At 47.6% G+C, this 15,201-nt stretch carries 5 protein-coding genes; 3 read left to right on the top strand and 2 right to left on the bottom strand.

From position 1 onward, the window contains the following. Together Q1A41_RS19230 and Q1A41_RS19225 are read right to left on the bottom strand one after the other, a co-directional pair. Window positions 1-8,499 (bottom strand): retention module-containing protein (locus tag Q1A41_RS19230; protein ID WP_299982463.1); only part of this gene is annotated, 8,499 nt, incomplete at its 3' end. Between the two features lie 627 nt (window positions 8,500-9,126). Next, entirely contained in the window at window positions 9,127-10,254 is a 1,128-nt protein-coding gene (locus tag Q1A41_RS19225; RefSeq protein WP_299982460.1) for a PatB family C-S lyase, read from the bottom strand. A gap of 134 nt (window positions 10,255-10,388) precedes the next feature. Between Q1A41_RS19225 and Q1A41_RS19220 the strand changes: the two genes are divergently transcribed. From Q1A41_RS19220 to leuS, 3 genes are all read left to right on the top strand, one after another. Next, complete coding sequence (locus Q1A41_RS19220) at window positions 10,389-11,441, top strand: methyltransferase domain-containing protein (RefSeq protein WP_299982457.1); 1,053 nt, start codon at window positions 10,389-10,391, stop codon at window positions 11,439-11,441. A gap of 102 nt (window positions 11,442-11,543) precedes the next feature. Further along, window positions 11,544-12,479 carry a hypothetical protein gene (locus Q1A41_RS19215; RefSeq protein ID WP_299982454.1) on the top strand — a complete coding sequence of 312 codons (936 nt, stop codon included), beginning with the start codon at window positions 11,544-11,546 and terminating at the stop codon, window positions 12,477-12,479. Between the two features lie 96 nt (window positions 12,480-12,575). Beyond that, complete coding sequence (gene leuS, locus Q1A41_RS19210; RefSeq protein ID WP_299982451.1) at window positions 12,576-15,200, top strand: leucine--tRNA ligase; 2,625 nt, start codon at window positions 12,576-12,578, stop codon at window positions 15,198-15,200. The last annotated feature ends 1 nt before the right edge of the window (window position 15,201 follow it).

Raw genomic sequence — 15,201 nt, 5'->3', positions numbered from 1 at the left:
CGCCACTTCCGCACCGTTCACTTCACCACTGAACGTCGGCGTCGCATCATCAATGGTGTCCCCATCGTTGATTTCGCGTTGCACCAAACCTACATCGTCAAAACCCATGAAATCGGTAATATCGTCTGGCGATGTGCGATCAACCGTCAACACAAATGGATCACTTGGTTGCGATTCATTTCCTGCTGGATCAACACTAGTGGCCGTATAAGTGTGCTCACCCTCAGGCAAAGCATCAGTTGGTGTATAAGTCCAACTTCCATCGCCTTTTACTTTCACTTCATCAACGACATCGCCATCTTTATAAATACGAATAGTCTCGCCGGCTGTACCGGTACCATTAATTTTGGGCGTATTATCGTCAGTGTGATCACCACTGTTTAATTTACCCTGCACCTTACCAACATTATCGTCAGCATCATTAATGATTGGTGCTGGGCTAGCAGTAACATCAATATTGAGCGTGAAAGTATCCTCAACATCATTGCCCGCCGCATCTTTGGCCGTCGCCGTAAACTCAACAGCACCTTCGGGTAGATCATCGGTAATTTGAATAGACCAAACGCCGTCACCATCAGCGGTAACTGGCCCATAGGTTTTACCATTAACCTCCAAGGTGACCTCAGCACCGACCTTGGCACTACCAACAATTAGCGGAGTAAGATCGTTTGTTTGCCCGCCATCGTTTATATCTTTTGTGGTACCCGGTGCTTCACCCGGAGTCGGAACATCATCAACCGCCTTGTCGATTGATACAGTGATGTCACTGGTATCAACAGTAAAAGTAAGAGGGTCGCTAGGATCACCAGGGCCATTGCCCGCCTCATCAATTACCGCTATCTGAACTGAATGAGGGCCATCCACCAAAGGCGGTTCTGGAGTGTATTCCCAGTTACCCTCATCATCCACATCAACTGTTACAACGCGCTCATTATCTGTACCCGGATCAATAGTAATAACAACTTTTCCATTCGGCTCATCCACCTTGCCATGTAGACGCGGCTTAGAATCATCCGTGGTCTCGCCATTATTAATTGGACCGGTTGACGCACCAATATCATCTTCAGCGTTAAGGGAATCTGTTCCAGGCTTATCCGGTGCGACGGTATCTACGGTGATGATATAAGGGCCAGTGGCTGCACTGGCCGGCCCACCCGCAATACTGGCATCAGCATAAAACTCATATGTGCCATCGGCCAACTCATCACCAACTGCTGGAGTAAACGTCCATTTACCTTCGCCATCAACAACAGCCTCACCAATTTTTACTCCGCCGCTGCTAGGATCCTTGTCGTAAACAGAAATGGTGGCACCGATGGGCCCGGTACCTTCTACTGTTGGCCGGCTATCATTACTAACACCGTCCGGAGAAATTGTTTCAGTACGACCGTCTTCATTGCCTACATCATCAAGAACACGAACAATACTTGGGGAGCCCGGAGACGCAGTATTAATATCGAAGTTTAAACTGCTACTTTCATCAGACTCATTTCCTGCTTTATCAACAACCTTCGCAGTAACTGTAAATGAACCATTACCAAGGGCAGGACTTGGTGATGCCGACCACGTTGCGGGATCACCAACATTGGCGCCTGCACTAAGCACTACGCCTTCAATTGTCTGAACAATTTGACCGCCACCATCTCTAATGATCACTGTAACGGTTGAGCCGGCGTCAAATTCTGCCATAGCAACTTCGCCAGTAAACTCAGGTACCGCATCATCAATAGTGCTGTTATTTACGATGTCTCCGACTACTAAACCAACATCATCAAAACCTTTAAAATTTTCAACAGCATCAGGGTTAGTCCGATCTATAGTCAACACAAATGGATCACTTGGCTGCGATTCATTTCCTGCTGGATCAACACTAGTGGCCGTATAAGTGTGCTCACCCTCAGGCAAAGCATCAGTTGGTGTATAAGTCCAACTTCCATCGCCTTTTACTTTCACTTCATCAACGACATCGCCATCTTTATAAATACGAATAGTCTCGCCGGCTGTACCGGTACCATTAATTTTTGGCGTATTATCGTCAGTGTGATCACCACTGTTTAATTTACCCTGCACCTTACCAACATTATCGTCAGCATCATTAATGATTGGTGCTGGGCTAGCAGTAACATCAATATTGAGCGTGAAAGTATCCTCAACATCATTGCCCGCCGCATCTTTGGCCGTCGCCGTAAACTCAACAGCACCTTCGGGTAGATCATCGGTAATTTGAATAGACCAAACGCCGTCACCATCAGCGGTAACTGGCCCATAGGTTTTACCATTAACCTCCAAGGTGACCTCAGCACCGACCTTGGCACTACCAACAATTAGCGGAGTAAGATCGTTTGTTTGCCCGCCATCGTTTATATCTTTTGTGGTACCCGGGGCTTCACCCGGAGTCGGAACATCATCAACCGCCTTGTCGATTGATACAGTGATGTCACTGGTATCAACAGTAAAAGTAAGAGGATCGCTAGGATCACCAGGGCCATTGCCCGCCTCATCAATTACCGCTATCTGAACTGAATGAGGGCCATCCACCAAAGGCGGTTCTGGAGTGTATTCCCAGTTACCCTCATCATCCACATCAACTGTTACAACGCGCTCATTATCGGTACCCGGATCAATAGTAATAACAACTTTTCCATTCGGCTCATCCACCTTGCCATGTAGACGCGGCTTAGAATCATCCGTGGTCTCGCCATTATTAATTGGACCGGTTGACGCACCAATATCATCTTCAGCGTTAAGGGAATCTGTTCCAGGCTTATCCGGTGCGACGGTATCTACGGTGATGATATAAGGGCCAGTGGCTGCACTGGCCGGCCCACCCGCAATACTGGCATCAGCATAAAACTCATATGTGCCATCGGCCAACTCATCACCATCTGCTGGAGTAAACGTCCATTTACCTTCGCCATCAACAACAGCCTCACCAATTTTTACTCCGCCGCTGCTAGGATCCTTGTCGTAAACAGAAATGGTGGCACCGATGGGCCCGGTACCTTCTACTGTTGGCCGGCTATCATTACTAACACCGTCCGGAGAAATTGTTTCAGTACGACCGTCTTCATTGCCTACATCATCAAGAACACGAACAATACTTGGGGAGCCCGGAGACGCAGTGTCAATAACAAAGCCTAGCGGACCAACAGGGTCCGATTCATTGCCAGCGCTATCAACAGCAGTAACGCTAATAGCATGGGCACCATTTGCGAGTGCCGGACTTGGCTCAAAGGTCCAATTTCCGTTAGGCCCTACTTCGATGCCAGTGGCTATCAACTTGCCATTGTCATAAACATTGATGGTAGTGCCAGGCTCTGCGCGACCACTAAAAGTCGGCACACTATCATCGATGGTATCACCATCCGATATAGGCCCTGTAACTGGCCCAACATCATCTTCACCGACAAAATTAATGATTGCCGTGGGAGCTGTAAGATCTACCGTATAGTTAAACGGTGCGCTCTGCGCACTCTCGTTTCCATCACTATTGGTGCTGCTGACCGTGAACACATAATCATCTTCGGCCAACTCTGCTTGCACATCAAAAGCCCAGGAACCATCATCGCGAACATCTGTCTTTCCAATTAGCACGCCATCAAGATAAATATTGATGACATCACCTCTTTCACCGATACCTTGCAGTTGCGGCTTCGGATCATTACTAATAGCGCCGCTGGCCATCTTTCCAACAATCGGGTCTACATCATCGTAGATAGATGTAATAAAGGGCACTGAGCTTGATGAGGTCACAAAGTCTACAGACTCTGCGGCCGACTCACCGGCCTCACCATCTGAATTTTCAATATAAGATTCAAGGCTAAGAGTTTCACCATCCGCAACTGGGTCTACCTGAAATGTTATAGACCCACGATCAATATCTGCTTGGGTGATAATTTGAGAAAGCTCTTGGCCGGTATTCGTTTTTAAAACAACATTGTCGCCAGGCTGAACGCTAGCAGGCAGAGTCACCTCTACATCCACGTCACCATTTAGTTCATTGGCAACAATCTTGCCATCGTTATTCGCATCTTCGACAATTCTAATACCAGGCTTAACTTGAGCCTTACCTTCAACAAGTGCACTTGCGCTAACTGGGTCAGAACTATTACCCGCAGCATCACTGATTGACGCTGTAACAACAAAGTCATTACCTTGGCTCACAGAGTTCAACGATACATCTACATAACCATTGCTTAAATGATCAGCCGTGATTGTTATTAGTGTTGGGGTATTCGCTGCGGCTTCAACCCTCAAGCTATCTCCAACTTGAGCACCAGCGGGCAGCCCAATACGTACATCAACTGCACCATCCTGCTCAGCAATGCTGATAACACCATTGTCGTCGGCATCTTCTAGGATGTTTATGCTTAAGCCACTATTTAAATCACTCAAATCTACAGAAACAGTAGCTTGACCAAGCTCACCGTCATTGCCCGCTTTATCACGCACCGAAGCCGCAACCTCAATAGTCGCACCATCTTGCGGAATAGGGAGGCTTATAGATACTAAACCAGCATCAATGTGAGATTGATCTATTACGATGGTTTGCTCTGGGCCACCATCAACGCTGTAAACCAAGACATCATCAATTTGAGTACCAATAGGCAAAGCAATTTCGACACTAACAGTAGGTTTGCCCGCTAACTCCCCGTCATTCAACAAACCATCACCAGGAGAATTATCATCTACAAAAGTGATGATTGGTGCATCCAAGCCACTCACATCGATTTGCGCACTATCAGACACCTCACCAGAAGTATTACCAGCCGCATCGCTTAAAGTAGCCTTAACTTCAAAGGTCACTCCATCGGCGGGCATATCGTAGGAAACCACCAATTCCCCGGCCGCTACTTGATCGGAAGTTAATGTGTAAGCACGCGGAGCACCAGAATTGCTGATAAGAACTAATCGATCTCCAATCGCAGCATCCGCAGGTAAATCGACTCTTACATCTAATGCGCCTTGTCGCTCTGCAGCATTAATAAAGCCATCATTATTAAGGTCCTCAACGATTTCAATATTGAGAGCACTTAAATCTGACGTGTCGACTATAAGCTGCCCCTGACCAGTTGGGCCTGCGACCCCAGCTTGCTCCACATGCGAACTAATAGCCACTGTTGTACCACTTTGCGGAACTAGACTACTTGTACTTACAAAGCCCGCATCGATATCAGCTTGGCTGATATCCAGAGTAATGGGGGTACCACCGTTAAGTTGATAAATCAGTTTATCGCCGTCACTCAAACCAGCGGGCAAATCAAATTGAATGCTTAAATTAGTCAGCCCAGCGGACTCCGCCGCATTAAGAAAGCCATTACCATCAAGATCGTCGGTAAAGTTAACACTTGGCGCACCAGAGACAGTGCTTGCAGCCATGCTAACGCTGTCTGTAGCTGGTTCAGATGAATTACCCGCAGCATCAAATACTTCAGCTTTAACCTGAATAGTCTGATTCGCAGCAGGTGCAGCTGTTAATACTTCGATGCTTCCACTTTGCACATGGGCATCTGTAATGGTGATAGTTTGTGGAACATTGTTTACTTCTAAAATTAAGGTATCGCCCTCTTTTGCACCGTTGGGCAAGGTAACCTCGACAGTTATCTCACTTGAACCATTTAACTCTGCTGTACTAAGTTCACCATCGTCATCACTATCTTCCAAGATTGAAACGGATAAACCTGAACTCAACTCAGGCACTTTCATTTCAACTTCTTTTTCACTCTCTGGACCAGACTCTCCAGTAGGGTCTTCTACTTTCGCCTTTACATTGACCGTTTCACCATCACCTGGTGTTGGTACTGTTATCGAGACTTTTTTGTCATCAATAATTTGCTGGGTAATGGGTATCTCTCTTTCACTACCATCCACTACAACTATTAATTTATCCCCAGGCTCGACACCCGCAGGCAAAATAATATCGACGGTTAGCTCTGTTTTGGTTCCGACCTCTTCCTTGTTTACTTCGCCATCGCCACTACTATCATCAACAAAAACAATCGCAGGAGAACGCATCGGCTGGAGATTCATGGTTGCCGAATCGCTGGCCTGCTCGCTCACATTACCCGCAGCATCAAAAATTTGTGCCTGGACTTCCAATGTTTGCCCATGCCCCAAAGCATCAACAGTAAATTGCACTGTACCGTTGCCGATATCCGTATCAGAAACAATAATTTCTCGAGGAGACTGACCTGTAACGCTGACAATTAATTTATCACCGGCTTTTGCGCCGGCAGGCAAATTGATAAGAACATCAACACCGCCTGCCCTACTGGCATTCAAAGATTCTGCAGAATTAATGGTTCCATCATTATTGGCATCGGTACTAAGCTCAACACTCAGCCCGGGGTTAGCACCTTTAAAGTCAGTAACATCAACGATTAAGCTGCCTTCGGCATTTGGACTATCAACACCGGCTTCACTGGTTACTTTGGCGACGACTGACAATACCGAACCATCATTTGGCTGGGGCACGGTAATTGTTAGCTGGCCTTCATTTAACAATTGCTGAGTAACAGCTACTGTTGTATTCGCACCATCAATAGTTACCGTTAAGACACTGCCAATAGGCGTATTAGGGTCAAGAGTTACAACCACGTCAATTTCGGCATCTACATTTGCAGTCGACTCATCGAAGTTAAAGTAGCCATCTTTGTTTGCATCTTCAACAAAGGAAATACTAGGCTGAGGAGGCGGGGTTTCATCAACGATATCAATAACAAAAGGCTCTGGTGTACTCGGCTCACTGGTATTACCAGCTTTATCCGTAACATCCACAACGACTTGGTATTCACCCCCAGGAGGCTCTGGCAAAATACTTGTTGGGATAGTTACTTCAACGCTGCCGCCGTCTTCGGGGCCAACGATATACTCTATCTCCTCCGTTCCTCCGCTAGGCAAAGTCACCTTTACGGTAACCTTATCTCCAGGCTCGGTGCCGGATGGAAGAACAATTTGTACCTGCACTCCATCTTCGAGCTCTTCTTCATCAACATTGTCTTCCGCTTCTGGAATGGTGACGATTGGCGCTGTGATTTCGCCGCCCTCTCCAGGCGCTATCGTATCGATAATAAAATCAACTGGATCACTTGGCAGGCTGACATTGCCCGCAGGATCTACAACCGTAACTTGTACAACATAATTACCGTCGGGAGGTGAGGGCAACACATTAACCGGAACCGTAACTTCCTTAGAACCTTCTTCCCCAGGCTCGACAACGGAGGTCACATCAATTGTTTCGCCGCTAGGCAAGGTGACGGTAACAACCACAGTATCACCCGGGCCAGTACCTGAAGGCAGCCCTACGATAACTTGGATACCATTTTCGATTTCTTCTTTGTTAACCCCGCTTTCTGCTTCCGGGATAGAAACTGTAGGTTTTTCCGTACCACCACCGGGCGGAGTGGTATCAATAACAATATTTTCTTCTTCGGTGCTTTCATTGCCCGCCGGATCAACCGTGCTTACCGTTACATCAGTACCGGGCTCATCAATTGGATCTGTGGGAATAATCTCCCAATTACCATCCGGATCAACTGTTGTCGTTCCAATCACCTTACCAGTAGGATCCGTGATAGTGACCTGATTTCCCGGCTCACCGGTTCCGCTAATAGTTGGCGTGGTGTCATTAGTTGGGGGTAATGGGTCAACTGTTAATAATGGAGGTGTGATATCTACGGTTATAGACGTAGTAGCGGTTTCGCCCGAGACGCCTGCTGGGTTAAATGGCGTCGCAGAGATTTCTAATGTCTCGCCATCTTCTGGCAAAGGTAAGTTAACCGCAACGCTTCCTGCCTCAATATCAGCCTGCGTAAGCCCCACCACTACACCATTAACAACAATCGATGAGCCAGGAAGCAAACCATCGGGCAAAGCGATGGAAACTGTAATCTGGCCATCATTTTCAGCAATATTGATAAATCCATCACCATTGGCATCTTGAACTACAGCAAGCGACAACTCTCCTGGCGCGGGAATACCATTGCCATCGCCATCACCTGCTCCGAAGCCATCACCCAAAGCAGAAGCGCCGCCAGCGCCGGCACCAGAGCCGAACCCAGCCTGAGGGAGTACCTGCCCTCCGGTATATTCAAAGCGCACACCATTTCCTAGGGAGCTACCACCAGCACCATCACCACCAGCGGCTGTTGCAGGCAGTAATTCTTCAATACTCTCTCCACGCTCTAATGCTTCAACAAGACTGGCAAACTCCATATCCTCTTCAGCTTCTGAGGACTCCTCGAAAGTTTGCAATCGATCGATTAAACCCTCATCAATCACAGCCGACTGATTGGCCCCCATGGCAAGCGCTCCGCCTTCAAGAAAACGGATCACGATACTGGCGTTTTTAGCTGTTTGAACGGCGTCTCCGAGGTTGACAGCCATGCCAGCCTGCATAAGCTCGCCATTTGCAATATTGTTTACAACTCCCTGTACGGCAACTACTACGCCAGCTGATGAAAGATTTTGGGCATTAATTCCAACTGATAAGTCAACCATGACAGCTTCCTGAAAATATTCGATGATGATTAATCTTGTGCCTATTCAATTCAGCATAGGCAACAACAGCCACGCGTGTGCGTACTTGTTTCCCTGGAGCTAAGCCTGTTGATAAACGGTTATGCGCGCCCGAATGCCAAAAGCCTGCTTAAAACTACAAAAATTCATTGCCCATACAACGAGCTATCTGAATTTAGTTAGGCATGCCCAGAAACTGGGGTTGCGCGACAAAGACAAATTGAGAGGCCGGAGAGTTAAACAGTGATAAAAATTAAACGACGGGTACTAAAACTCTGCCATTTATTGAATTTCTATCCCAGCAAAAGCACCGAATAGAGCAGGGTTTTATGGGGATCACCCCCGCCCCTAAAATCGACCGCAAATGTGACGCGCATCACACTAACATTCGAATCATATTAAGTGCTTGAATAGGTTCAAGTAGCCCCGGCGAAAAACCATACAAAGCTACGAAAAGGAAAGCTAAATGGGCCTATAGCCCAAGGCCAAAGAATTAAACCGACAAAAGGAACTAGTACTTTTAACTGCTAAATTCCTATTGCCAGAAAGTAGTGAAGGGCATAAGTCGTAATGGGCACAAGTCTCACTTGAAACTTTGATCAACAAGCCCTATAAACGCTCACTAATTAACTGCAGTTGTTGCTTTGAACAGGCAAAGTTAATCCTAGCAAATCCTTGCGCAGCAAAGTCTGCACCTGGAGATGGGCCAATGCCACGCTCCTCAAACCATAGCTGAGGGTCAGACACCCCAAGCCCGCGAGCATCAATCCAAGCCAAAAACGTAGCTTCTGCGCAAAGCATCTCCAAGCCCGGGGTGCTATCAACCGCTCGTTTTAACAAAACCCTGTTACTGTGCAGGTAGTCCAATAACTCTGCATGCCATTGACGAGCGCCATTAAAAGCCGCCGTAGTTGCCAGCAAGCCCAGTACATTTGCCCAGGGAACCAAACCATTGGCCGCCTTAGCAAAGCGACGTCGCATACCCGCATCAGGAATAACGCCAAACGAAACCCCTAGGCCAGCAATATTGAATGTCTTCGCTGCTGACATCAAAGTTACCGAGCGCTTCTGCAGAGCTTCTAGGCTAAATGCTGGTGTATGCTTGACGCCTGGCTCGATAATTAGATCGCAATGAATCTCATCGCTAACCAGTATCACGTCATGCTTATCGCAAATATTGCCTAACTTTTGCAGACTCTCAGGGCTAAGCACCTTGCCGTTTGGATTCATTGGATTACAAAGGATCATCATTTTGCTGCGACTGCGCGCGGCATACTTCTCGATTAAATCAAAATCCAGCTCAGCACCGCTATCGGTCTGCAGAACAGGTACTGCTAAACTTTCCAGCTGGTGATTCTTATGGGCCTGTAAAATAGGTGGATAATTTGGAGTCTGCACAATTAAGCTGTCGCCCGCTTCTGAATATGCACGACAAGCTATATTAAAACCAGGCACTACACCTGGCATCCAGACAATCCATTCTTCAGGGATTCGACAACCATGACGATACTCGATCCAATCCACAATAGCGTGACGGCCCTCCTCATACTCTTCTGGCTTTAGGTAGCCCAATACTCCCTGCTGATTAAACTCACTAATAGCCTCACGCACAGATTCAGGCGCCGCAAAATCCATATCAGCCACCCAGCAAGGGATAACATCACGTCCTTTGTAACGGTTCCATTTAAAGGAGTATTTAGGGTCACGATCAATAATACGGTCGAATTCAGAGCTCATAACAGACCTTAAGCTTGGCGGTGATAATTTTGTGAACAAACAATTAGACAAATCATAGTAGCAGCGTCTTGCGCAGGGCAAGCACTACCGCTATGGTGCCTGCCATTAATGTACTTTTGGATAGGCTGACAACAATGCGCGAAGACGTTAAAGAATATTACGGCAAGACATTAGCAGGTAGCGAAGATTTGAAAACCGACGCTTGCTGTACTTTAGAAGCACCACCGCAAAACATTAGAGATATACAAAAGAAGATTCACCCTGAAGTATCAGGCCACTATTATGGCTGCGGCCTTATCATTCCCCAATCTATCGAGGGACTTAAGATTCTGGATCTTGGCTCTGGCTCTGGTATGGATGTTTACACGCTGTCAGCCATGGTCGGAGAACAAGGTCACATCGCAGGTGTCGACATGACCGACGAGCAGCTCGCTATTGCCCAGCAACACCGCGACTACCACGCCAATGCCTTCGGCCATTCAAAAAGTAATGTTGAATTCCATAAAGGTTATCTAGAACAACTGGATGAGCTCAATCTTGAGCCGGGTAGTTTTGACCTAATTGTTTCCAACTGTGTCATTAATCTGTGCCAAGATAAAGAAGCCGTTTTAAAACACTGCCACCACCTATTAAAAGAAGGTGGCGAGATGTACTTTTCGGATGTCTATAGCGATCGCCGCGTACCCGATACACTACGCACAGATCCCGAGCTATACGGTGAGTGCTTAAGCGGGGCTTTATACTGGAACGATTTTCACAATCTCGCCAAGGCCTGCGGCTTTGCCGACCCACGACTAGTGGAAGACCGCCCTCTTGGGCTCAATAATGACTCCGTAATAGAGCGCATCGGCCATATTGGTTTTTACTCGGCTACCTATCGATTATTTAAAATTAGCGGCCTGGAGCCATTTTGCGAAGATTACGGACAAGCCGTTAGATACTTAGGTGGCGTTGAAGGACAAGAGCAAGCCTTCATTTTAGATAAGCATCACCACATCGATAAAGGCCGCTTATTCCCGGTTTGCGGCAACACTTACCGAATGCTGCATGAAAGTCGTTTTGCTAAGCATTTTGAGTTTTATGGGAGCTGGGATACTCACTTTGGTATTTTTGAGGGCTGTGGCACCAGCTTACCTTACGATCAAGAAAAAGATTCAACACAAAGCTCTTCGGGTGGCTGCTGCTAACTGCCTATTTACCGAATAGAGTGACCCAATCCCCATGCGCGCCGCTCCACAATGGAGGGCGTCTGGGGTACCATCCCAGCTTTTAATCACTGGTAACACCACATGTCGCGTCGACACGAAAATCTAGACCAATTTCGCTGGTATTTCGTACACCCCAAATTTTGGCCGCTTTGGCTTTGGTTTGCCATCTTGTGGTTTGTAGGTCGCTTACCATTACCTGCTATTCGAAGCTTAGGTAGCGCCACTGGGAAATTGGTTTACAGTGTTGCAAAAAGCAGACGCCGAGTGACGCTTCGCAATCTAGAGCTGTGCTTTCCAGAAAAGAGCGAATCCGAGCGAGAAAGCATAGCCAAACAGAGCTTTGCCAATGCCGGCATGGCACTGTGGGAGTCTGGCTTGATTTGGTTTGGTCGTCTCTCGCGCATTCGAAAAATGCACAATATTATTGGCTTGGAACACCTCCAAAAACGAGATGGTGAAGCGATTCTAGCTTTAGCGATGCATAACAGCTGCTTAGAGCCAGCCTATGGCCCCCTGGCCCTTGAGCACAGCATGAAAATACTTTTCCGCGTACACAACAACCCGTTTTGGGAATATGTGGCACAAAAAGGAAGGAATCGCTTCAATTTAGAGTTGGTTTCAAATAAGCGTGTCAGCCGATTTGTCGAATATATGCGAGAGGGCCATACTGGACTAATTGCAGCTGATCATGACCTAGGGCGAAAGAACAGTATATTTGTGCCGTTTTTCGGTATTCAAACAGCCACCGTTACCACCCCAAGCACCCTAGCAACGGCAGCGAATGCCAGAGTTGTATTTACTTGCGGCTACCGTACTGCCAAGGGCTATGAGGTTGAAATCAGCCCGATGGAGAACTTCCCTAGCAACGACGTTCACGCTGATATCGAGCGATTCAGTGCCACAGTTGAGGCCCATGTACGAAAGCACCCAGCAGAATATCTTTGGATGCATCGCCGCTTTAAAACTCGCCCAGAAGGCGAAGAAAGCTTGTACCAGAAGAAAGACAAGAAAAAATAGTACTTTCCAGCCATAAAGCTCAAGCAAATCACCTGACAGCCGGGGGCCTAGGGCAGTATAATCTGACCTTTTTGCCACCCCGGTTGATAGAGAGATATGGAAGAGCAATACCTGCCACAAAACATCGAACAGCATGCCCAGAAACATTGGGATGCCAAACGCAGCTTTGAAGTTACTGAAGATCCAAGCAAAGACAAATTCTACTGCCTGGCGATGTTCCCCTACCCTAGTGGCAAGCTGCACATGGGCCATGTGCGCAACTACACCATTACCGACGTAATCTCTCGCTACCAGCGTATGCAAGGTAAGAATGTCCTACACCCTATGGGTTGGGATGCTTTCGGCCTGCCTGCTGAAAACGCCGCCATTCAAAATAAGACCGCTCCTGCCAAATGGACCTACAGCAACATCGAATACATGAAGGGGCAACTTAAATCCCTAGGCTTTGGCTTTGACTGGTCTCGAGAGCTTGCCACCTGTCGCAACGACTACTACAAGTGGGAGCAATGGTTCTTTACCCGCCTGTACGAAAAGGGCTTGGTCTACAAGAAAATGGCCACCGTTAACTGGGATCCAGTCGACCAAACCGTACTTGCAAACGAGCAGGTTGTGGATGGCCGCGGCTGGCGCTCAGGTGCTTTAGTTGAGCGTAAAGAAATCCCTCAGTGGTTTATCAAAATTACCGATTATGCCGAAGAGCTTCTCAGCAGCTTAGACCAGCTTCCAGATTGGCCTGAGCAAGTGAAAACCATGCAGCGCAACTGGATTGGCAAAAGCACCGGCGTTGAGATGAACTTTACTTTGGCCAGCGAAATTGCCGGCCTCAGCGAAATCGATGTTTACACTACCCGCCCCGATACCGTAATGGGTGTAACCTATGTGAGCATCGCCGCCGAGCATCCAATCAGCCTGGCATTAGCTGAGACAAACACCGAACTTGCTGACTTCATTAAAGAATGTAAGAGCAACTCTGTGGCTGAAGCCGATATGGCCACCATGGAAAAGAAAGGCTTGGATACCGGCTTGAAAGCGATTCACCCCATTAGCGGTGAAGAAGTCGCCATCTGGGTGGCAAACTATGTATTGATGGATTATGGCTCTGGTGCAGTCATGGCCGTTCCTGCGCACGATGAGCGTGACTTTGCTTTTGCCAATAGCTACCAGCTACCGATCAAACAGGTAATTGCCAGTAAGCTAAATGATGACTCAGCTTTTGACAGCAGCGAGTGGCACGAGTGGTATGGTCGTAAAGGCGACACAGAAACCATGAACTCTGGCGAGCATTTTCCAGAGCTAGACGGTTTAGATTTCCAAGACGCTTTTGATGCGACCGCTGAGAAACTAATCGCCTTAGGCAAAGGCAGCTTGAAAACCAATTTCCGCCTACGCGACTGGGGGGTTTCTCGCCAACGCTATTGGGGCGCACCCATCCCAATGTTCAATCTGCCTGAAGGTGGCGAGATCCCTGTACCTTTAGAAAAGCTTCCGGTATTACTGCCGGAAGATGTGCAGATGGATGGCGTACAAAGCCCAATTAAAGCTGATGCCGAGTGGCGCAAAGCCGAACACAACGGTCAAGCCGTTGAGCATGAGACTGATACCTTCGATACCTTTATGGAATCTTCTTGGTATTACGCTCGCTATACCTGCGCCAATTTAGATGACGCCATGCTTGATCCTGCAAAAGCAGACTACTGGCTGCCGGTCGATCAGTATGTTGGTGGTATTGAGCACGCAATTTTGCACTTATTGTACGCTCGCTTCTTCCACAAATTAATGCGTGACGAGGGCTTAGTAAATTCTGACGAGCCCTTTAAGCGCTTGCTTTGCCAAGGCATGGTATTGGCCGACTCTTTCTATCAGCAAAACGACGACGGCAGTAAGACTTGGTTTAACCCTGCCGAGGTAGACTTAGAAAAAGATGACAAAGGCAAAGTCGTCACTGCTAAATCAGCAGATGGCCAAGCGCTAATTGCTGGCGGCATGACTAAAATGTCGAAATCTAAAAACAATGGTATCGACCCACAAACTGCCGTTGATCAATACGGCGCCGATACGGTTCGTTTGTTTACCATGTTCGCTGCGCCACCAGAGCAAACTCTAGAATGGAGCGATGCAGGTGTAGAAGGCGCCAGCCGCTTCTTACGTCGCCTATGGAAAACGGTTTATAGCCATCTACAAGCGGGTGAGCCAGGGCAAATTCCTAGCGGCGGTTTAAGTGATCAACAAGAAGGTTTGCGTCATAAGGTACACAGCACCATTAAAAAAGTCAGCGACGACTATGGCCGTCGTCAAACCTTTAACACGGCTATTGCCGCGGTAATGGAAATGATGAATGAAGTGGGTCGTCAGGCCGATCGCTCAACAGCTGAAAATTTGGCCGTTGAACGTGAAGCTTTAGAAGCGGCAATTCTGTTATTGGCACCAGTTACGCCTCACATTTCACAGCACTTATGGGCAGCGCTAGGCAATGGCGCAGATGTTATTGATGCCGATTGGCCCACTGTCGATGAGAGCGCCTTAGTGCAATCTAACATCATGCTGGTAGTTCAGGTAAACGGCAAAGTTCGCAGCAAAATAACTGTAGCCGCCGATGCGACAGAACAAAGCATTATCGAAACAGCCAAGGCCGATAGCAATGTGGCGAAATTCTTAGCTGATAAAGAAATCAAAATGTGCAAAGTTATCCCCAACAAACTGGTTACCTTTGCCGTTAAATAGC

Origin of the sequence: uncultured Pseudoteredinibacter sp. (assembly GCF_947502065.1) — a bacterium.
In the GTDB taxonomy this organism is placed as follows: domain Bacteria; phylum Pseudomonadota; class Gammaproteobacteria; order Pseudomonadales; family Cellvibrionaceae; genus Pseudoteredinibacter.
Note: the sequence above shows the minus strand (reverse complement) of the source record. Positions and strands in the feature narration are given on the sequence as shown.